The organism is Erwinia sp. E602, from assembly GCF_018141005.1.
Taxonomy (GTDB): Bacteria; Pseudomonadota; Gammaproteobacteria; order Enterobacterales; family Enterobacteriaceae; genus Erwinia.
In genome coordinates, this window is record NZ_CP046582.1 from 3,899,724 (window position 1) to 3,921,073 (window position 21,350).

At 59.8% G+C, this 21,350-nt stretch carries 15 protein-coding genes; 4 read left to right on the plus strand and 11 right to left on the minus strand.

Translation table 11 applies throughout. From position 1 onward, the window contains the following. Positions 1 to 16: 16 nt before the first annotated feature. The 3 genes from GKQ23_RS19555 to GKQ23_RS19565 form a co-directional block, all read right to left on the minus strand. Complete coding sequence (locus GKQ23_RS19555; RefSeq protein ID WP_212409202.1) at positions 17 to 2,650, minus strand: fimbrial biogenesis usher protein; 2,634 nt, start codon at positions 2,648 to 2,650, stop codon at positions 17 to 19. Positions 2,651 to 2,693: 43 nt separating this feature from the next. Further along, positions 2,694 to 3,389, minus strand: coding sequence for a fimbria/pilus periplasmic chaperone (locus tag GKQ23_RS19560; protein ID WP_212409203.1), 696 nt, complete (start codon positions 3,387 to 3,389; stop codon positions 2,694 to 2,696). Positions 3,390 to 3,471: 82 nt separating this feature from the next. Beyond that, the gene (locus GKQ23_RS19565) at positions 3,472 to 4,071 is read right to left on the minus strand and encodes a fimbrial protein (protein WP_212409204.1); all 600 of its coding nucleotides are present in this window, start codon (positions 4,069 to 4,071) and stop codon (positions 3,472 to 3,474) included. A gap of 566 nt (positions 4,072 to 4,637) precedes the next feature. Between GKQ23_RS19565 and mtnN the strand changes: the two genes are divergently transcribed. The 3 genes from mtnN (at position 4,638) to GKQ23_RS19580 (ending at position 6,512) form a co-directional block, all read left to right on the plus strand. Beyond that, positions 4,638 to 5,333 (plus strand): 5'-methylthioadenosine/S-adenosylhomocysteine nucleosidase, encoded by a 696-nt coding sequence (gene mtnN / locus GKQ23_RS19570; RefSeq protein WP_056236274.1) that lies wholly within the window; start codon positions 4,638 to 4,640, stop codon positions 5,331 to 5,333. Further along, positions 5,326 to 6,138, plus strand: a complete 813-nt coding sequence (btuF, locus tag GKQ23_RS19575) for a vitamin B12 ABC transporter substrate-binding protein BtuF (RefSeq protein ID WP_212409205.1) — start codon at positions 5,326 to 5,328, stop codon at positions 6,136 to 6,138. Before mtnN ends, btuF begins: the two co-directional genes overlap by 8 nt. Before the next feature lie 119 nt (positions 6,139 to 6,257). Beyond that, positions 6,258 to 6,512, plus strand: a complete 255-nt coding sequence (locus GKQ23_RS19580; protein WP_212409206.1) for a hypothetical protein — start codon at positions 6,258 to 6,260, stop codon at positions 6,510 to 6,512. A gap of 39 nt (positions 6,513 to 6,551) precedes the next feature. Here GKQ23_RS19580 and erpA read toward each other — a convergent pair whose 3' ends face one another. Further along, a complete protein-coding gene (gene erpA, locus GKQ23_RS19585; RefSeq protein WP_056236265.1) occupies positions 6,552 to 6,896 on the minus strand; it encodes an iron-sulfur cluster insertion protein ErpA in 345 nt (114 codons plus the stop codon). 277 nt (positions 6,897 to 7,173) lie between these two features. On the opposite strand from erpA, the gene hemL reads away from it, so the two are divergent. Beyond that, complete coding sequence (gene hemL, locus GKQ23_RS19590) at positions 7,174 to 8,454, plus strand: glutamate-1-semialdehyde 2,1-aminomutase (RefSeq protein WP_212409207.1); 1,281 nt, start codon at positions 7,174 to 7,176, stop codon at positions 8,452 to 8,454. A gap of 777 nt (positions 8,455 to 9,231) precedes the next feature. Here hemL and fhuB read toward each other — a convergent pair. The 7 genes from fhuB to mrcB all read right to left on the minus strand — a co-directional run bounded on the left by fhuB (position 9,232) and on the right by mrcB (position 21,289). After that, the gene (gene fhuB / locus GKQ23_RS19595; protein ID WP_212411894.1) at positions 9,232 to 11,208 is read right to left on the minus strand and encodes a Fe(3+)-hydroxamate ABC transporter permease FhuB; all 1,977 of its coding nucleotides are present in this window, start codon (positions 11,206 to 11,208) and stop codon (positions 9,232 to 9,234) included. Continuing rightward, positions 11,208 to 12,032 carry a Fe(3+)-hydroxamate ABC transporter substrate-binding protein FhuD gene (gene fhuD, locus GKQ23_RS19600; RefSeq protein ID WP_235514990.1) on the minus strand — a complete coding sequence of 275 codons (825 nt, stop codon included), beginning with the start codon at positions 12,030 to 12,032 and terminating at the stop codon, positions 11,208 to 11,210. The genes fhuB and fhuD overlap by 1 nt, the downstream gene beginning before the upstream one ends. 71 nt (positions 12,033 to 12,103) lie before the next feature. Then, positions 12,104 to 12,898 carry a Fe3+-hydroxamate ABC transporter ATP-binding protein FhuC gene (gene fhuC, locus GKQ23_RS19605; protein WP_212409208.1) on the minus strand — a complete coding sequence of 265 codons (795 nt, stop codon included), beginning with the start codon at positions 12,896 to 12,898 and terminating at the stop codon, positions 12,104 to 12,106. Between the two features lie 51 nt (positions 12,899 to 12,949). Continuing rightward, positions 12,950 to 15,172 (minus strand): ferrichrome porin FhuA, encoded by a 2,223-nt coding sequence (gene fhuA, locus GKQ23_RS19610; RefSeq protein ID WP_212409209.1) that lies wholly within the window; start codon positions 15,170 to 15,172, stop codon positions 12,950 to 12,952. A gap of 186 nt (positions 15,173 to 15,358) precedes the next feature. Beyond that, positions 15,359 to 17,590, minus strand: coding sequence for a ferrichrome porin FhuA (gene fhuA / locus GKQ23_RS19615; RefSeq protein WP_212409210.1), 2,232 nt, complete (start codon positions 17,588 to 17,590; stop codon positions 15,359 to 15,361). Between the two features lie 152 nt (positions 17,591 to 17,742). Next, positions 17,743 to 18,474 carry a phosphatase PAP2 family protein gene (locus tag GKQ23_RS19620; protein ID WP_305827331.1) on the minus strand — a complete coding sequence of 244 codons (732 nt, stop codon included), beginning with the start codon at positions 18,472 to 18,474 and terminating at the stop codon, positions 17,743 to 17,745. A 271-nt stretch (positions 18,475 to 18,745) separates the two neighbouring features. Continuing rightward, positions 18,746 to 21,289 (minus strand): bifunctional glycosyl transferase/transpeptidase, encoded by a 2,544-nt coding sequence (mrcB, locus tag GKQ23_RS19625; RefSeq protein WP_212409211.1) that lies wholly within the window; start codon positions 21,287 to 21,289, stop codon positions 18,746 to 18,748. Between the last annotated feature and the right edge of the window lie 61 nt (positions 21,290 to 21,350).

Consider the following 21,350-nt stretch of genomic DNA (forward strand, 5'->3'; position numbering starts at 1 on the left):
TCAAGCCAGCCCGCGGTTACGGGCGGCACGCCGCGCTGATTCTGATGACCGGTGCGGTGGTTTTCTCTGCCGGCAGCCGGTAGCTGAAGCTACACTGCTGATCCGCTGCGGCTCCCCATACGGCACGTACGCTGCCCTTTTCAGGCATGCCGGAGAGGTAAACCTGCCCGTCATCCCCGACGATGCCGGCGCGCTCGCCGGCGGTGACCATGGTGCCAAACGGCAGCGGCCTGCCCGCCCGCGTCAGGGTCATCAACACCCTGCTGCCGGTGTATCCCTTAAACCCGGCCCTGACCACCGCGCCCCGCGTTGGTACGACCTGGGTAACGGCCGAATCGACATCGGTGTTATCACCCAGCGTGGCGATGTCCAGCGCGACACGGTTTTCACGGTAAACGGACGCGTAGGGCTTAAGGGTGTAGCCACGCCAGTCGGTGCGCACGCCGGTTTCATTTTCTATTCGGGCACCGGCTGCGCCCGGTGCGGCGATCAGCACGCTGGTTTCCCCCAGCTGCTGACCCAGCGTCAGGCCATCAGCATGCAGCAGCGCGCCGCCGCTGAAACCATAGCTGGTCTGGCGATAAGAACTGCTGTAGCTGTAGCCCAGATTGCTGCTGCCATAGCCGCCGCGATAACTGGCATTCAGGCTGCCGCTGTCACCCTCGCGGCGCGTCAGCCCCTGTGATGCACTCCAGCTAAGGTTTCCACCTTCAAGCGCCGTACCGCTGATACCCGCCTGGTGCGAGATCTCACCCTCCTGGTTGCGGCTGGCACTGTAGGTGGCATACATTGAGCGTGCGTTCTCACTTCCGCCACCGAACAGCGTGTCCAGCGGCATTGACAGTGAGAGGAACACGGATTTATCGGCAGCGGGCTGGCCGCTCTGCCTGCTGTAGCTCCAGGTCAGCCCGTAGTTAATCCGGCCAGCCATGCCGTTAAAGCCGGCCTGCAACGAGTCGCTGTAGCCGCGGGTATTCCAGTAGCTCTGCCGCACCCCGGACAGGTAAAGCGAGCCGAGGTTGGCCACCCGCTGGGAGACGCTGGCCTGTACTTTGGCGCGCTTAGTGTTGTAGAGGTTGTAGTAGTCGGTATACGGCCGTTTGGTCGGCCTGCCGTCGGCATCCACCGTATCGGTGTCATAACGCCAGCCTTCCATTCCTTTCAGCGCCGTTTCATCCAGCGTGTGGAAGCCCTCGGTAGAGTAGCGATATCCCGTCAGCTGAAAGGTAGTGCCCAGTGTGTTAAGCGATCGCGCGTACAGGAAACGCAGTGACTGCCCCCGGTGATGACTGCCGTCGGCCAGGGTGCTACTGGCCTGGGTAATATCGACAGAAACGGCACCCAGCGTTCCAAGGTTCAGCCCCATCCCCAGCAGCCCGGCCAGATAGTTACCGGCATACTGTATGCCGCCGTAACCGGTGATGTTATGTGGGAACCCGTGGATCAGCGTGCCCTGAATAAAGCCCGGCTGGCGGTAGTTGTCCCCGGAGGCGCGATAACGCCCGGTGGTCAGGCTGTACTTTGTCCGCCCTTCTCGCTGCAGCACCGGAACCGACGAATACGGCACCGTTAAACTTCTGACGCTACCGTCCGCTTCGGTGACAGTGACCTCCAGGTCGCCGCTGGAATAAACCGGGAACAGGTCGTCAATAGCAAAAGCGCCCGGCGAAACAAAGGTCTGGTAAACCGTATAACCATTCTGGCGAATGCTGACTTTCGCATTGGTACTGGCCACGCCCCGGATAACCGGAGCAAAACCACGCTGGCTGTCAGGGTACATACTGTCATCAGTTGCCAGCTGCACGCCTCTGAAGTTCAGCGAGTCAAAAACATCCCCGTCTGAACTGCCGTCGCCCGCCGTGAAGTTGCTGCGCAGGGGGATAATGGCCCGCTGGGCATAGGTGTTCAGATGCTGCCAGCGACGCCAGCTGTAACGATCGCTGCGGTATTCGTTCCACGTACGGTAATCGCGTATGCGCCACGGCCCGATATTGACCCCGCCGTTCAGGTTGAGGTAGCTGCTTCTGCTGTCGCCATAACGTCCGCGACTGTTGCTGCCGCTGTAGCTGTAGTTGAGCAGTGCGGCGTTGATCCCCTCGTCCCAGCGCTCAGGTGAGATATATCCCCTGGCGCTGTTACGCATCGCCGCCTGCGGCACGCTGACATCAAGCCGCTGATGCTCAAAATCAAACGCCGTAAACGCCCCGGCAATGAACTTACCCGGAGAAAGGCAGGCATGCGGGGTTTCGTCAGGAGAAGCGGGGATCTGACGGACGTCCACTCCCAGTTCCTCAAGGTCGCTGCGCGTCAGGCAGGCCATCAGCCCCGTGCTGTCGTGCACCTCCTGCTGTGCAGTACCGGCTGCCGCCTCGTTAAACAGTACAGTGCGGTTACCGGCCTGGCGGCCGTTGATAAACAGATCGACCTGGTAAGGACCGGCAAGCTGTGCGCCGGATTGCTGCAGCCGCGTGATATCTGCCACCATCGCCGGATCGGATGAAATCAGCTGTGGAGCAAAATAGAGTTCGGCACCTGCGTCCGCCGGCAGCAATGCCAGCCCGACTAACAGTGCCACAACGGACAGGGAACGATATGCTGTAACTTCCCTGCCTGCGGCCCGGCGGTTATTCTTCTGAAATAGTTGTTGCATTACTTAGCCCTGACACTGCCGTCAATTATCTTCCGGATATGAATTATTTAATCTCTGCGCGAATTTCCGGCGTGGCCGCCCCGAAATCATTGATGGTGCGGTAAGTCACGGCATTACCTGCTCCAGCATTCAGCGGCAGAGAAAGCGTGCCGCGTGGGCTTACCATGGCATCAGCGAATGACTGGCTGCCCGCCTTCAGGCCGGCCAGCGTGACATGGTAGGGAGTAGGATTATCAATACGCAGCTGCGCGCCTGCGCGGTGGAACGTCAGCAGGCCGGGAGCCTTATCTACCGCAGGATGAAGCCCGTCCGGACGCACAAAAAGTTTGATGCGGGTGGTTGCCGCCAGCAGCAGGATGTTTTTACCTTCGGTCTCTTTTTTGTCCATTGCAGGAATCGCTTTGGTATTAAAGTAATAAAGCGTTTCCCGATCCGTTTTGGCAGGCTGGCCAACATACATAATACGGAGGGTGTTCTCATTACCCGGCCCACTAACATAAACTGGCGGGGTAACGACAAAATCCTGGCTCTTTTTTCCGTCCGCCTGTTCAACCCACGACTGCACCATAAAGCTTGCCTTTCCGTCGGTATTACGCACTGACATGCTGGCCTGCTTTTGTCCCGCCGGATACACCACGCGGGTACCACCGATGGTAATTCCTCCGGCGCTGGCCGTTAACGGAATAAGCGTGACGGCGGACAGCAGCGCTGCACATAACATTTTTTTTGGTAAAAACATAATCGTTCCCTTAAAAATTTAAATAAAGCCTGATATTCTGTCTGTACGGCATTAAGCGCCGTACAGACAGGGGTAAATACGATTACTCGTAGTTCACCTTAAAATCGACAATGGCATTAGCTGAACCGGCAACAACATCTTTATCGGTAGCTACATAGGCTGCACTGAATGGAATCTCATTGCTGCCGGACACAATTTTCTGAGCTTCAGTCGCGGTGCTGCCATCAACTTTCACCGCCTTGTTGTTCTGATAAATCTGAATGCCAACGTTGGTGGCGCTTTCACCTGCAGCTCCCTCACCGGACTGAACAGCGAGGGTGGTATCGTCACCAGCAGTTGCCCCGCTAAAGGTGATGGAGGCACTGGTATAGCTGGCTGCTTTGCCCGGATCCACCGGCTCCTCCGGCTCCTCTGCTGAAGATAAATTACATCCGCTCAGTTTAATGGTGAAGGGTACAGAGCCGCTGGCATCACCCTTAGCAACAAGGCGGTTTGCCGGAACCTGACCCAGGCGAACCGTTTGCCCGTCGGTGGTATTATCTACCGCACAGGGAGCGGCGACGACTGAACCTTCAAATTTAATTTTCCCGCCATCAACGGTAACTTTTTTCTCTGCAGCATGGCCGGAAAAAGAGGCCATAACCAGGGCAGGCATTAATGCTGCAATAGCGATTTTTTTCATAAAAACAGATCCTTATTTCTGGTGGTAGACAATAAATTCATCATTTGAAATGATGGAAAAAACATCGCAAACAATCAACACTGGATAGAGATCAACTAACAACTCTGGTTAATTAGTGAAATTCAGATACCAGGCACAACCCTCGGAAATACATAAAAATAATCACTTTAAAATCTAATTAAATAATGATTTATATCTTTATGTGAAATAGCCAATCAGTTAACCCTGGGTTGAGTTGCGATATTTATGGTGGATGAGAATATCTTTACACCGCCTTCCCAACAAGAATTATCACCTTAAAATGCGATAAATAAAAAAAATCAAAAAATCAAAAAATTTAAAAATAATTAAAAAGAAATAAAATATCACCTTAAAAAATGCCCTACCCCCGAATATCATCACCCGGCTTATTGCCAAAACGGCTTTGACTTTTTCCTGGTGTACAAGCCCTGTAACCACACGCGTGTAACAAGGAGGGTTACCAAACGGATTATCTCCACGGTGGCAGCGTGGTAGACTGTGCGCCGAAATCAACGGCAAATTCCACAGATATAGCGAGTATCCCTATGAAAGCAGGCATTATTGGTGCAATGGAACAGGAAGTCACACTGCTGCGTGACAGGATCGAAAACCGTCAGACGCTGAGCCTGGCCGGGTGTGAAATCTATACCGGCACGCTGAATGGCGTGGAAGTGGCACTGCTGAAATCCGGCATTGGTAAAGTCTCGGCCGCGCTGGGCACCACCCTGCTGCTGCAGCTGTGCAAGCCGGACGTGGTGATCAACACCGGTTCCGCCGGTGGCCTGGCGCCGACGCTGAAGGTGGGCGATATCGTGGTATCGACCGAGGTCCGCTATCACGATGCCGACGTCACCGCGTTTGGCTATGAGCCGGGCCAGATGGCCGCCTGCCCGCCGGCCTTTATCGCCGACGACGCGCTGATCGCCGCCGCTGAAGCCTGCATCAGCGAGCTTAACCTCAACGCCGTGCGTGGCCTGGTGGTCAGCGGTGACGCCTTTATCAACGGCGCTGAACCGCTGGCACGCATCCGCAATACCTTCCCACAGGCGGTGGCGGTGGAGATGGAAGCCACCGCGATCGGCCACGTTTGCCATCAGTTTGGCACGCCTTTTGTGGTGGTGCGGGCGATCTCCGACGTTGCCGACCAGGAATCTCACCTCAGCTTTGACGAGTTCCTCAGCGTGGCCGCCGGGCAGTCGTCGCTGATGGTGGAAGCCCTGCTGAACCGGCTGCGTGCGTAACTACCGCACCGCGCTGCTGCTGTGGCTGACCCTTTTCAGCCTCAGCACGGCCGCCGCGCCACGGGTGGTGACGCTGGCACCCAACCTGACCGAGCTGGCCTTTGCTGCCGGCATCACGCCGGTCGGCGTCAGCGACCACTCCGACTTCCCACCTGCCGCCATGCAGGTAGTCCGGGTGGCGAACTGGCAGGGGATTAACAGTGAACGCCTGCTGCGGCTGAAGCCGGACGTGGTGGTGGCCTGGCGCGGCGGCACCCCGCAGCGCCAGATGGACCAGCTGCAGGCGCTGGGCATTCAGGTGCTGTGGCTGGCCCCGGATTCGGTAAGCCAGCTGACCGCCAGCCTGCGCCAGCTGGCCCCGTACAGCCCGCACCCTGAGCAGGCTGAGCAGGCGGCACAGCGGTTACAGCAGCAGTTCAGCGCGCTGAAACAGCGCTATGGGGCGAACGTGCCACAGCGGGTGTTTCTGCAGTTTGGCAGCAAACCGCTGTTCACCGCGGCGGGCAACACCCTGCAGAATGAAGTGCTGCAGCTGTGCGGCGGGCAGAATATCTTTGCTGACAGCCGGGTACCCTGGCCGCAGGTCAGCCGCGAGCAGGTCTTATCGCGTCAGCCACAGGCTATCGTGGCCCCAGGCGATGCAGACCGCGCACGACAGCTGGCCGCCTTCTGGCAACCGCAGCTGCCCGTTAAGGTAATTGTCCTTAATGATGACTGGATCAGCCGCGCCGGGCCGCGTATTATTCTGGCCGCACAACAGTTGTGCAGTCAGCTGCAGCAGGCTGGCACAACGCAGGCACACTGAAATCGCCACTTTTGCGATTAAAGCTCCCGCAAAAAAAGCCGTTAATAAGAAATCAGGCCGCGGTTTATCGCCAGGCCATTCCGGGCAATTGCCCGTTTTTGTTCCACCAGGAAAACACCATGAAAGCCGCTTATCTGGCCCTCGGGCTGATAATGACGGGATATGCCGGTGCCGCCACCACGGAAGGCAGCGTCAGCGTAACGCTAACGATTACCACGCGTTGCAGCGTGGACGGGAAGAGGCTCAACAGCGCCGTAAACCCGGATATCGCCTGTGGTCAGCAGAGTGACGCGCAGCCGAAAGTCACCCAGACGGTGACGGAGCCGGCTACGGCGTCGCAGGATGAACAGAGATTAGTGACCGTCGAATGGTAGTGAACAGACCCGGCAGCGGAGCTGCCGGGTTATGTCACATCAGATACTGAAGGAAGAACCACAGCCGCAGGTGGTTTTAGCATTCGGGTTAGTGACCACAAAGCGTGACCCTTCCAGCCCCTCGGTGTAGTCCACCGAACCGCCCACCAGATACTGCAGGCTCATCGGATCCACCACCAGCGCCACGCCCGCTTTCTCAATGGTCATGTCGCCATCGTTAATTTTGTCGTCAAAGGTAAACCCGTACTGGAAACCGCTGCAACCGCCACCGGTGATATAAACGCGCAGTTTCAGATCCGGATTGTCTTCATCCGAAATCAGGTTTTTGACCTTGCTGGCCGCTGCTTCGGTAAATTGCAGAGGCAGTGCTACTTCATCGCTCATCAGAAATACTCCACTGTGCATGCAGGCCAGATGCCTGCCAGGTCATTATTCGACCATTGTTTGCGCTATTATCTTATACCCAGGTATCGCAAGCAAGCGCAGGCTGTACCCGCCTGTGCGGTGGTAGCGATCAATGCCACCACGACCAGGCGCTTTGGCGCTGTAAACGCACGCAATCCCGGGCAGTTAAGGCGATGCGTAAGCCACGGCCTTTGGAATCGCTGCCATGTTCCCTTAGAATAGCCGGGTTTTTTTATGAATGATCAGGAGCCGTCACATGAGTAAGTCTGAAAACCTGTACGCTCAGGCGCAGCAGTTAATTCCCGGTGGCGTAAATTCGCCGGTGCGAGCCTTTACCGGCGTTGGCGGCGTGCCGCTGTTTATCGAGCGTGCCAACGGCGCTTACCTGTATGATGCGGACGGCAAAGCCTACGTTGACTACGTCGGTTCCTGGGGGCCGATGGTGCTGGGCCACAACCACCCGGCGATCCGCAACGCGGTGATTGAAGCGGCCGAACGCGGCCTGAGCTTCGGCGCGCCGACCGAGATGGAAGTAAAAATGGCCGCGCTGGTCACCGAACTGGTGCCGACAATGGACATGGTGCGGATGGTCAACTCCGGCACCGAAGCCACCATGAGCGCCATTCGCCTGGCGCGCGGCTTTACCGGTCGCGACAAAATTATCAAATTCGAAGGCTGCTACCACGGCCACGCCGACTGTCTGCTGGTGAAAGCCGGCTCCGGCGCGCTGACCCTCGGCCAGCCCAACTCTCCGGGCGTACCGGCGGATTTCGCTAAGCACACTCTGACCTGCACCTATAACGATCTGACCAGCGTCCGTGCGGCCTTTGAACAGTACCCGCAGGAGATCGCCTGCATCATCGTTGAGCCGGTGGCCGGTAATATGAACTGCATCCCGCCGCTGCCGGACTTCCTGCCGGGCCTGCGCGCGCTGTGCGACGAGTTTGGCGCGCTGCTGATCATCGACGAAGTGATGACCGGCTTCCGCGTGGCGCTGGCCGGTGCTCAGGCACACTACGGCGTGAAACCGGACCTGACCTGCCTGGGTAAAATCATCGGCGGCGGCATGCCGGTGGGAGCCTTCGGCGGCCGCCGCGAGGTGATGAACGCGCTGGCACCGACCGGACCGGTCTACCAGGCCGGTACGCTGTCCGGTAACCCGATCGCCATGGCGGCCGGCTTCGCCTGCCTGAGCGAAATCGCCAAACCCGGCAGCCACCAGACCCTGACCGAACTAACCACCCTGCTGGCAGAAGGCCTGCTGGCGGCGGCACAGGAAGAAAACATCCCGCTGGTGGTTAACCACGTCGGCGGCATGTTTGGCCTGTTCTTCACCGACGCGGAGACGGTCACCAGCTACGCCGACGTGACAAAGTGCGACGTGGAACGCTTTAAGCGTTTCTTCCACCTGATGCTGGAAGAAGGTATCTACCTTGCACCGTCCGCCTATGAGGCCGGCTTTATGTCGCTGGCGCACAGCCACGACGACATCCAGCGCACGGTAGACGCCGCCCGCCGCAGCTTCGCGCAGCTGTAATAAAATCGCAGAAGGCCCGGGTGCCCGAGGTATCGGGTCTGTGTCGCCTGCTGAAGTCGCTGTGGACTCCGATGCCCGGCGTATCGGGTCTGTCCGGAACGCGGACACGCTATGAACACGTCCGTGTGCGCTCGGCAGCGCCCATCCCTGGGCGCTGACGGTCCGCTTATCCGGACAGACCCGATTGCCCGAACTTTCTGGCGTCGCTGCCTGAGCCCGTCGATCACCGAAACACAGATGATGACACCTGCAGATAACGAAAAGCGACGGGAGCCGTGCGCAGCGTTCTTCCTGCAGGCGACTCAGAAAGTCAAGCGATGGGAGCCTGTACACGGAGCAAAGCATCGCGGGCCAGGGATGGCCCGTGCTGAGCTGTCAGGGATGACGTTTTTTGCGTCTTTGCGCAGTGTACAGGCTCCCTGAGCTGGCCCCCCAGTTAACAGGCGACCAGCAGGCAACTCTGAACGTGAAGCGATGGGAGCCTGTACACGGAGCAAAGCATCGCGGGCCAGGGAGGGCCCGCGCTGAGCTGTCATGGATGACGTTTTTTGCGTCTTTGCGCAGTGTACAGGCTCCCTGAGCTGGCCCCCCAGTTAACAGGCGACCAGCAGGCAACTCTGAACGTGAAGCGATGGGAGCCTGTACACGGAGCAAAGCATCGCGGGCCAGGGAGGGCCCGCGCTGAGCTGTCATGGATGACGTTTTTTGCGTCTTTGCGCAGTGTACAGGCTCCCTGAGCCAGCCCCCCAAGCCAACAGGCGACCTGCAGATGACACCTCAGCTTCTTCGCAGCAGATAAACAAAGTACGGCGCACCGATAAAGGTCGCCAGCAGACCGGCCGGGATCTGATCCGGGAAGGCCAGCATCCGTCCGCACCAGTCCGCCGCCAGCATCAACCCGCCGCCCAACAGCCCCGCCATCACCTGCTGCGGCAGCGTCCTGCGGAAGCCAAGCATGCGCGCAATATGCGGTGCCATCAGGCCGACAAAGCTCAGCGGGCCGATGGTCAGCGTCGCGGCGGCGGTCAGCGTCGCCGCCAGCAGCAGCAGCGCCAGCCGCGTGGGCGTCAGCGCCATGCCCACCGCCCGCGAGGTGGCCCCGCCCAGCGGCAGAATGGTCAGCCAGCGGCGGCACAGCGGCACCAGCGCCAGAAGTACCAGCGCAATAACCAGCGTACGTCTGGCCTGCAGGGCATCCACGTTGTAGGTCGAACCGGACATCCAGCTCAGCAGGCTGCCCATACGCGGATCGCCGCTGGCCAGCAGCAGCATGGTCACCGTGGCGAAGGCGGTACTCAGCCCCACCCCGGCCAGCAGCATCCGTTCCGGCGAAAACCCGCCCCGCCCGGCCGCAAAGAGAATAATCAGCAGCGTCAGCAGCGCACCGAGGCTGGCCGCCGGCAGCAGCCAGCCGTAAGCGTCACCGGGCACGATAAACAGCATAATCACCACGCCAAACGCCGCACCGGAGCTGATGCCCAGCACTTCCGGGCTGGCCATCGGGTTGCCGGTCAGCCGCTGCATCACGCAGCCCGCCACCCCGAGCATCATCCCGGTAGCCAGCGCGGCAACGGTGCGCGGCATACGCCACGGCTGCAGCTGCTGCCACAGCTCGCCGCTGGCCCACACCCAGCCCCCGGCGTTGCGCCCAAAGCTCAGCGCCACCGCAATCATCAGCAGCAGCACGCCGCCGCCCAGCAGCGCCCACAGCCAGATGCGCTGGCGTTCCACCGGCACCACGTCACCGGCGTTCAGGGCCGGCGGCACCGGGCCGGTGCGCAGGCGCGGCAGCAGCCACAGCAGCAGCGGCGCGCCAATCACCGCCGTCACCGTGCCGGTGGAGATCTCACCGAGCAGGCTGGCCAGCCACAGCACGCCCTGATCGGCCAGCCACAGCAGCAGCGCGCCGAGCAGCGGTGCCACCAGCAGACGGCTGCCGAGGCGGCGCACGCCGATCATCTTCGCCAGCAGCGGTGCAAACAGGCCGATAAAGCCGATAATCCCGGCGGCGTTAACCAGCGAGGCGCTGAGCAGGATCGCCAGCGTCAGCACGCCGATCCTGGCAAACGAGATCGCCAGCCCGAGGTTTTTCGCCACGCCGTCATCCAGCCCCATCAGCGTCATCGGCCGCAGCAACAGCAGCACCAGCAGCGCGCCCGCCAGCAGGCGCGGCCAGATAAACTCAACGTTGCTCCAGTCCATCTGGTTCAGCGAACCGGTGCTCCACAGGAACATATTCTGCAGCTGGTCATGGTTGAAGATGGCGAAGATCTGGTTGGCGGCACCGCAGTACAGCGACACCACCAGCCCGGCAAGGATCAGCGTCACCGGCGACATGCGTTTACCCCACGCCACGCCAAACACCACCATCCCCACCACCACCGCGCCGATCAGCGCCGCCAGCTGCTGGGTCAGCAGACCGCCCGGCAGGCTCCACAGCGTGACGATGGTGATGCCCAGCTGTGCGCCGCTGGCCACCCCCAGCGTGGCCGGTTCGGCCAGCGGGTTACGCAGCACCTGCTGGAACAGCAGGCCGACCAGGCCCAGCCCGGCCCCGACCAGCAGCGACAGCGACAGCCGCGGCAGCAGGCTGTAGTGAAACACCATCTGCGCAATGCTGCCGCTGTCCGGCGCGGCCAGCGCGGTCAGCCACTGCGCGGCGGGCAGCTGATGACCGAGGTTGACCCACGTCAGCGTCAGCGCCATCAGCAACAGCGCCACCGGTAGCAGCACCGCTAAACGACTCCGTTCGATCATGCTGCCTCCAGCGCGTGTTCAAGGCTGTACACCAGCTGCATGGCCGACAGCGTCGCGCCGTAGAACCAGACGCGCGGCATCGTTTTGAACCGCCCTTCGCGGACAAACGCGAACGACTGCCACAGCGGCGTGGCAAACACCTGCTGCTCGATGGTGGTATTGCCGTGGCCGTAGCAGATCACGTCAACGTCGCGGAACGCCGCCAGCCGTTCAATGCCGATCACCGCGCTGCCCCAGAAGGAGCTCTCGCCCTGCCAGGCGTTCTGCAGCCCCAGCTCGTCCAGCACCTCCTGGAACAGGCCGTTGGCGGTAAACACGATAGCGTGACGGGTATCGAGGATCGACATCAGCAGCAGCGGACGACGCGCGCGCGCGTGCAGCCGCACCTTCGCGGCCGCCAGCAGCGCCGCCAGCTCGCTGAGATGAGCCTGCGCCTGCGCCTCGCGGCCGATGCGTTGCGCCAGCGTCACCAGCGAGCGGCGGGCGTTGCTGAGCGGTTTGCCCTTTCCGTCGTTAAAGCTGAAGCCCATCCACGGCGCGATGCGCTGGAAACCGGTCGGTGCCGGGCCGTAGCCTTCCGAATAGATAATCAGCGAAGGTTTCATCTGGGTGATCAGTTCAAGGTTGGGTTCGGTACGCAGGCCCACGTCCACCACGTCCGGCGGCAGTTTGGGTTCACCGACCCAGTCCCGGTAACCGTGCAGCTCGGCGGCACCGATCGGCATCACGCCCAGCGCAAGCAACAGCTCCAGCGGCAGCCACTCAATGGCAATCACGCGGTGAGCATCCACCTGAGGTTCCGCCGCAAGTGCAAATTTCATCAGCAGCGGCGAACAGGCCAGTGCCGCCAGCAGGCGGCGTCGGGTTAATTGCGGGTTCACAGCACTCATCCTCAGTAGACAAAACTCACCGGGGCACCGCCCTGCGGGTGCGGTAAAATCCCCATCGGAATGCCGTAAATTTTCTCCAGCACGTCGCCGCGCATAATGGCTTCCGGCGCGCCCTGGGCAATCATCTCACCGCCGCGCAGCGCCACCAGATGATCGCAGTAGCGTGCCGCCATATTGATATCGTGCAGCACCGCAATTACCGTCAGGCCGCGCTGGTGGCTGAGCCGCTGGATCAGCGCCAGCACGTCCACCTGGTGGGCGATATCCAGCGCCGAGGTCGGCTCATCCAGCAGCAGGCAGCGGCTGTTCTGCGCCACCAGCATCGCGATCCAGGCGCGCTGCCGCTCGCCGCCGGAGAGGCTGTCCACCAGCCGCTGGGCAAAGGGTTTCAGGCCCACCAGCGCAATCGCCTCGTCCACCCGCTCGCGGTCTTCCACGCCGTAACGCCCCAGCGCACCGTGCCACGGGTAGCGGCCGATCGCCACCAGCTCGCGTACCGTCATCCCCTCGGCGGCCGGCAGCTGCTGCGGCAGATAGGCCACCTGGCGGGCAAACGCCTTGCTCTGCCAGCCGTCAACCGGCTGGTCATTGAGCAGCACCCGCCCGTCGCTGGCCGCATGGTGGCGGCCGAGCATTTTCAGCAGGGTGGATTTGCCGGAGCCGTTATGACCGATCAGTCCACACACCTTTCCCGCCGGAAAGGTCAGCGACAGCGGATGCAGCAGCGTTCTGCCAGGGACGGTAAAAGAGACGTTATCAAGCGTGAAGGTACTGTCTGTAGCAGGCTGAGATGACATAGCGTTCTTCTGATTTGGCGGGCGCGGCCTGATGCCGCGCCCGGTTAACGATTAAAAACGGAAGGTGGCGGTACCGGTGATGCTGCGCTCCGCGCCCCAGTAGCAGGCATAGTCCTGGTAGCAGCTGGCAACGTATTCGCGGTCAAGCAGATTGCTGACGTTAACACCGACAGACGAGCCTGGCAGGCCAAAGCGAGCCAGATCGTATTTCACCGTTGCATCTACCGTGGTGTACGGTGCAACGGTGAACTCACGGTTGTACTGGCTACCCGTGGTGTAACGACCAACACTTTCCCCAACATACCGGGCACCTGCACCCACGGTGAGGCCACTGAGTGCCGTTTCAGTGAAGGTATAGTCAGCCCACAACGAAGCCATCTGACGCGGTACCTGCACCGGATGTTGCCCCTGCAGGTTGGTATCATCGGTATATTTCGCATCGGTATAGGTGTAAGACGCCATCAGATTGATGTTCAGATTAACCGCTGCTTTGGCTTCCAGCTCCACGCCGCGCGAGCGAATCTCACCGGTCTGAATACTGGCGAAAATATTGTTCGGATCGGTAGTCAGGTTCTTACTTTTGGTCAGTTCATACAGCGCCGCCGTCAGCACAACCGGGCGGTCTTTAGGCACAAACTTAATCCCACCCTCATACTGTTTTGCGCGTGAAGGTGCAAACGCCTTGCCGTCACCGGATTTACCCGCCGTCGGGATAAAGGATTCGCTGTAGCTGAAGTAAGGTGCAATACCGTTATCAAAGACGTAGTTAATACCACCGCGCCAGGTGAATGCCTGATCGTTACGTTTATCCAGCGGATCAACCCCGCTGGCGGCGATGCGATTATAGACTGAGGTCATCGCGTAGTCGTAACGGCCGCCCAGCGTCAGCACCCAGCGGTTCCACTCCAGCTGATCCTGCGCGTACAAACCGGTCTGCTGCTGTTTATTCACCGCATTATTGGGGTAGTTGGTGGTGTAGCTTTCATTGCCATACTGCGGGTTCAGCAGATCCAGCGGCGCGGCCAGGCCGTAACCGAATTTAGCGTTTACATCATTGCGGTTACGCTGGAAATCCACACCGAGCAGCAACGTATGGTCAACATCGCCAGTGGCGAATTTTGCCTGTGCCTGCGTATCCACTGCAAAATTGGTCATCTCTTCCTGAGACAGCGCAATCGAGCGGTTAAGTGTTGTGGTGCCCGCTATCAGCCCTACACCATAGATACTACGGTAATCAGTGTTGACCTTCGCCAGGCGCAGGTTCTGATGGAACGACCAGGTCTCATCAAACTTATGATCGAGGCTGTAGCCGACCATCTGCTGCTTGCGGGCGATACCGTTATAGTTGGCTTCACCATCATCAAAGTTAGTTGGCAACTTATGCTGACTGCCTGCTGCGTCTGTCAGCGGAACGACCGTTCCTTCACGCGGCAGCCAGCCGTAATAGCCGGTTTCCGGTTCGTTCTGGAAGTAGCTCAGGAAGGTGAAGTGAGTATCGGCATTGGGCTGCCAGCTGAACGATGGTGCGATGGTGTAGCGCTTCTCTTTACTTTTGACCTGCTGCGTATCGGCACTGCGCGCCAGCCCGGTCAGGCGATAAGAAAATTCGTTGCTGTCATCCAGCGCACCGCCAAAGTCAAATCCGGTGGAGTAGAGATTGTGCGTGCCCATCTGGAACTGCACTTCACGCAGCGTTTCGGTGGTCGGACGCTTGCTGACCATCGCCACCACGCCGCCCGGGCTGCTTTTGCCGTACAGCACAGAGGCCGGGCCACGCAGAAGCTCCACACGCTCGAGGAAGTAAGGATCTATGGCGAATTCTGAATAGTAGTCGGATGACAAACGTAAGCCGTCAAGATACTGATTCGTATTCGTCTCACTAAACCCACGGATCGCCAGCGCATCAATCACGTTGGATGAACCACGGTTGCCGACCATCACGCCTGGCGTATAGCCCAGCGCCTCTTTCACCGACTGCGGCTGGCGCAGTTCAATCTCCTGGCGGGTAACGATCGACACCGACTGCGGGGTCTTCTCAATGGCGGTATCGGTTTTGCTGCCGGTGGCGCTCTGTCTGGCAGCGATGGTCGCGGCCGGGCCCCATGCGCTTTCCTGCGCTTCGCCGTTCGCCTGTGCGCTAACGGTCAGAGTCTGTTCTTCTGCCGCCACGCTGCTGCCGATTCCGCTCAGGGAAAGGGCAACAAAGACCGCCAGCTGACGCTTGCGGGTGTTAACGGTTCGGGTACTGGAAAGTTTGCTGCGCATAGTCGCCATCTGATGTTCTCTGACAAGGATAAAGTCAACCGGGTGAATGTAAAACGAAACGATAATAATTATTATAACGATTGGATAATATGCGAAAGGGGTTCATTTCTGCAAGAAAAAACCCCTTACCAACACGGCGCTAAGCCTTGTCAGATAAGGGATTCCCTGGGGTCTGGCGCTAACTAAATGATTCGATTAGAACTGGAAGGTAGCGGTGGCAATAATACGGCGATCGTTACCCCAGAAGCACATGTTGTCTGAGCCGCAGCTGGCAACATAGTGGCGGTCAAACAGGTTCTGCACGTTCAGCGCCAGCGATGAACCGGGCAGGTTAAACCGCGCAAGATCGTAGCTCATCAGAGCATCCACCACCGTGAAGCCGGTGGTTTTAAAATCGTTGCGGCTGTTGCCCCAGGCGCTGCCGACGTAGCGCACCCCGCTGCCCAGCTTCAGGCCGCTCAGTGCCGTTTCATGGAACGTGTAATCCAGCCACGCTGATGCCATATTTTTGGGCACCTGCGCCGGCCGCTTATCGGCATTCTTGCCGAGGTCACGGGAATAGCGCATATCCGTATAGGTATAGGCGGCTGTGGCATTGATATTGGCATTGAGCGCGCCCTTCGCTTCCAGCTCAACGCCGCGTGAGCGCAGTTTGCCGGTCTGGATTTGGTATCTGAAATGGTTCGGATCTGACATCAGATTGTGGCTGCGCGTCAGTTGAAAAAGCGCAGCGGTCACCGACACCGGCCGATCGGAAGGCAGGTATTTCACCCCGACCTCATACTGCTTCCCCCTGGAGGGCACAAAGGCACGCTTGTCGAAATCGGTACCGCTGGTCGGCTCAAAGGATTCACTGTAACCGAAATAGGGCGTCACCCCGTTGTTAAACAGATAGTTCAACCCACCGCGCCAGGTAAACTGCGCATCGTTTTTGCGGGTGGTTTTCCTGGCATCCTTGTCATACGAAGAGGTCATCGCCCAGTCGTAACGCCCGCCCAGCGTTAACAGCCACCGTTTCCACTGCGCCTGATCCTGAGTATAAAGGCCGGTCTGCTGCTGCTTGATCAACTGATTCTGCCAGCCGTAAAGTGCGGCTGTGACCTTGTCATTACCGTAATGGGGAGCCAGCATATCAATCGACTCTGCCCCACCGTACCACCCGCTCATATCATCGCGCATATGCACATAGTCAACGCCAAACAGCAGGCGGTGATCCACCGGGCCGGATGACAGGCTGCCTTCCAGCTGCGTGTCCACATCCATATTCGACAGCCGTTCGTCATCCTTCGCCGAAGCACGCATCAGCGTCTGCGGAGACTTGTACCCGTTGCCGTTAATGCCAAAGTAATGGGAGTCCAGGTGCATATAGCGCAGGTTCTGCCGCACCTGCCAGTTATCGTTCAGATCGTGGCTGAAGCGGTAGCCGACCAGATTCTGGCTGCGTTTCAGGCGGGTACTCTTTTCCCCGTCCATAAAGTTGGTCGGCAGCTTGTGCTGTTTGCCGTCCCTGCCGGTAAAGGGCACCACCGTACCCTGACGCGGCAGCCAGCCCCAGAAACCGACGTCGGGATCGTGCTGGAAGCTGGTCAGCAGCGTCAGCGAGGTATGTTCATCCGGCTGCCAGCGGAACGATGGCGCGATGCTATAGCGCTTCTCTTTCGGCCCCTGCGCCTGGGTGTCGCCGCTTCGCGCCACGCCGGTCAGCCGCCAGCTGTAGCGGGCATCGTCATTCAGCACATCGCCGAAATCAAAGCCGGTCTGCCACAGGTTGCGGGTTCCCGCCTTAAACTGGATTTCACGCAGGCGCTTCCCCGTCGGCTGCTTGCTGAACAGTGACACCACCCCGCCCGGGTTGCTTCTGCCGTACAGCACCGATGAGGGGCCGCGCAGCACTTCAATGCGCTCCAGCAGATAAGGGTCAACGGAGGGCTGCGCATAGTTGTTGCCCTGCAGCCGCAGGCCATCCATATACTCGTCAAGGTTCCACTCGCCGAATCCGCGCACTTTAAGATTGTCGTAAAAGGCGGAAGGCCCGGTGGAATCCACCATCACCCCCGCCGTATAGCCCAGCGCCTCCTTCACCGACTGCGGCTGGCGGGTATCCAGCTCCTGCCGGGTCACTACCGACAGCGACTGGGGGATTTTTTTGATCTCAGTTGCGGTTTTACTGCCGGACACGCTGCGCTTCGCGGCGATGGTGGCCGCTGAACCCCAGGCATCCTCTTTTACCGGCTCAGGTGCGGTAACGGTCATCGTGGCCTCGTCTGCCCGTACAGCACCGCCCGCCAGCAGCAGTGACAGCGGGATCAGCCCCTGCAGCAGAGCCTGCAGACAACGCGGCAGCGATCGCGTCCGCGGCGTACAGCATGATACGGCGGCGCGATGAGGGGAGGCTGTTCGGTAATCTACGGGTGTTTCTCTGGTCATCGACATAGCAGTTTGTCCCTTAATAAATGCCCTTCGGTTTCGGGTTAGCAAAGTAGCAATGTGATTACAGCGGGAAGGGGATCAAAAGAGCGCTGGCGCGGAATTCAGCACAGCGGGTACAGGGGAGCAGGCGCTCCCCTGTTAAGGATTTGTTACTGTGTGGCCGTCGGTTTCAGTTCAGCACTCGCCTGCTTCAGCGCCTGCTGAAAGGCCGGTAGGGTTTGCAGACGGGCAAATTCCACCGCGCCCACGTAACGGCCGGCGTTAACGTCACTCTGCCAGTGCGCACCGCAGATCACCCGGCTCTGGCCATAATCCCAGGCGCGCTTTGCCAGCTCCTGGGCACGATCGGGGCGAATCTGTGCCAGCACCAGCGCGGTCAGCGTACCAAAGGTGGTGTGCCCGGAGGGATAGGAGCCGTTTTTACGCAGCTCTTCTTCATCGCTCACCGACTGACAGGTGTGATGACCAAACACCACAAAGGGCCGAACGCGCATATAGTGCTCCTTGGCCGCGGCCGGGGCATCCACCGCGCCCGCGACCAGCAGATTGCCGAGCAGCGTCCAGGTCGCCGGGGTCTGTTTCTGGTCAATCGGCGTGCCCAGCACCTGCGAGAAAATCTGCGCGACGTTAGCAATGTGCAGATCGGCATCGGTGGTGGCCTGCTGCCAGCGCGGCGAACCTTTCATGGCATAGCCCTTCAGGTAGGCAGCCTCATCCTCTTTGTAGTCCGCGCTTCCTTTATCCGGCGGTGAGGGCAGATAGTACTGGCTGTTTACCGATCCGTCCGGGGCATGCAACGGCACGCCAGGCGGCTGCCCTAACAGCTCGGTCATCTGGTCGGCCTGCGCAGCCAGTGGGGACAGCAGAACACTGCTCAGCAATAGCACACTCATCCTGTACTGATGTTTCATAATAAGATCCCTGTATGATTGATTGCGCGTCCATACTTACCCATAAGGCATGGATAAAATGCGAGCCAGATCAATTTACCGGATCCTTCTGGAACCAAATCCCATAAAAAAGCATTTGAAATCAAAGAGCTTTAAGGCTTCAAGTAACATGAAGCGCTAATAAATACTTCTCAGTGACATAAAAAAAAGCCTGCACGTGGCAGGCTTTTTTTTCATGCAGATAACGCGCGTTAACGCTGGATTACTGGCCGAACATATCCTTAATCCAGCCCGCCACACCGTCACTGTCTTTCTGCTCGTTCTGTTGCTGGTTCTGCTGCGGCTGCCCCTGCTGGCCCTGCTGCGTCTGCGGCGGGGTTTGCTGCTGCAGCATCTGCTGCTGCTGAACCTGCTGCTGCTGCTGGCACAGCGCCTGGGCATCCGTGGTCCACACCGGCAGCCTGCGCCAGCTGCTGCTGGCGCTGTCGCAGACGAAGCTGCCGGCCGAATCGACGCTCATCGGCGCGATATCCTCCGGCGGCGTCAGCTGCAGCGGCAGCGGCGCCTGGTTCTCCAGATAGCGGCGGTAGAGCTGCATCGCACCGCTGGCCCCGTACAGCTTGGTCGGCTGGTTGTTATCACGGCCGATCCAGGTGATCGCCACCTCTTTACCGTCAATACCGGCGAACCAGCTGTCAATCAGGTCATTGGTGGTACCGGTCTTACCGGCCAGCGTGGCTTTCGGGAATTTCGCCCCCAGCGCCCGCGCGGTACCGTGATCGGCCACCTGCTGCAGCGTGTACAGCGTCAGGTAGGCGGCCTGCGCCGGCACCGCACGTTCCGCCTGCGGGAAGCTCTGGAACAGCACGCTACCATCTTCGGCAATCACCGAACGCACCGCCGACAGCGGCGCACGGCTGCCGCCGCTGGCGATGGTCTGGAACGCCTGCGCCACTTCAATCGGCGTCAGGTTCAGCGCACCGAGCAGCATCGCCGGTACTGGCTTCAGCTGATCGGCAGGCACGCCGAGCCGGGTCCAGGTGTCCACCACCTGCGGCAGCCCCAGCGTCATACCGAGGTTAACGGTCGGCACGTTCATTGAGTTGGTCAGCGCATCCACCAGCATCACCTGGCCGCTAAAGCGGCGGTCATCGTTCTGCGGTTTCCACACCTGGCCATTCGGCTGCTTCAGGGCGATCGGGTTATCGGCAATCCAGCTGTTCAGACGATAGGCATCAGGCTGGCTCAGCGCGGTCAGATAGGTGGCCGGTTTCGCCAGCGATCCGATGGAACGGCGCGCCTGCAGCGCACGGTTGTAGCCGGCAAACTGCGGATCGGCACCGCCGACCATCGCCCGTACTTCGCCGCTAAAGCGATCGACCACCACCATCGCGGTTTCCAGATCGTTCAGGCCGCGCTGCTTACGCAGGGCCGGGATCCCCTCTTCCACCGCTTTTTCCGCCGCATCCTGCGACACGGAATCCAGCGTGGTGAAGATTTTCACCCCGGAGAGATCTTTCACCTTATCGCCCAGCTTCGCCTGCAGTTCGTTACGCACCATCTGCATAAAGGCCGGCTGTGGCGTGATCACGCCGCCTTTCGGCTGCACGCCCAGCGGACGCGCGCTCAGCATATCGTACAGCTCCTGGTCAATCACCTTCTGCTGCTGCAGCAGGCGCAGCACCAGATTACGGCGTTCCAGCGCCAGTTTCGGGTTACGCCACGGGTTATACAGCGACGCGCCTTTCACCATGCCGACCAGCAGCGCCTGCTGATCGAGGCTCAGCTCATCCACCGGGCGGCCAAAGTAGTAGAGGCTGGCCAGCGGGAAGCCGCGGATCTGATCGTTACCGGCCTGGCCGAGATACACCTCGTTCAGGTAGAGCTCCAGAATACGGTCTTTGCTGTAGCGCGCGTCCATAATCAGCGCCATATAGGCTTCATTGGCCTTACGCCACAGCGAACGCTCGTTGGTCAGGAACAGGTTCTTCACCAGCTGCTGAGTCAGCGTACTGCCGCCCTGCACCGCACGACCGGCGGTGATATTGGCAAGGAACGCACGGCCAATCGAGTAGAAGCTGATACCGTCATGCTGGTAGAAGTGGCGATCTTCGGTGGCCACCAGGGTATCGACCAGCAGGTCCGGGAAACCGGCACGCGGCACAAACAGGCGCTGCTCGCCGTTCGGCGACTGCAGCATGGTGATCAGCCGCGGGTCAAGGCGGAAGAAGCCGAAGCTGCGGCCGCTGTCGAGGTTCTTGATATCGCTGAGCTGGTCACCGCTGAAGGTCAGCCGCGCGCGGATCTGCCCCTCTTTGCTGTCGGGGAAATCAAACGGGCGGCGGATCATCTCAATGCTGTTGCCCTGCACGGTGAACTCCCCGGGCCGGGTCATGCGCGTCACTTCGCGATACTGCGTGCCTTCCAGCAGCGCAATCATCTCTTTCTTGTTGTACGACATGCCCGGCTCAAGGCTGACCATGCGGCCATACACCGTCGCCGGCAGCTGCCAGACTTTGCCGTCAATACGGCTGCGGATCTGCGAATCCAGGTAAACGCCGTAGATCGCCATCAGCACCGCAAAAATCACCAGCAGCTTGACTAACAGCCAGAACCAGCCGCGCCGTTTGCGCGGCGTCGATCCCTTGCCTTTTCCTTTGCGTGGCACCGGTGTTACCTCCTCTTCCTGTTCATCATCCCGATCGTAGTCATCCTCATCCTCCCTGCGGCGGCCCCGTCCCGCCGTACTTCGCGGGGGTTTTGGCTGCTTTCCTTTACGTCCGATAGGTTCGCGATCGTCAGACATGCGTTTTCTTTCTCCGGAAACGGGCGTCGGCCAGGCCGACTACTCTGTTCTTACTCAGACC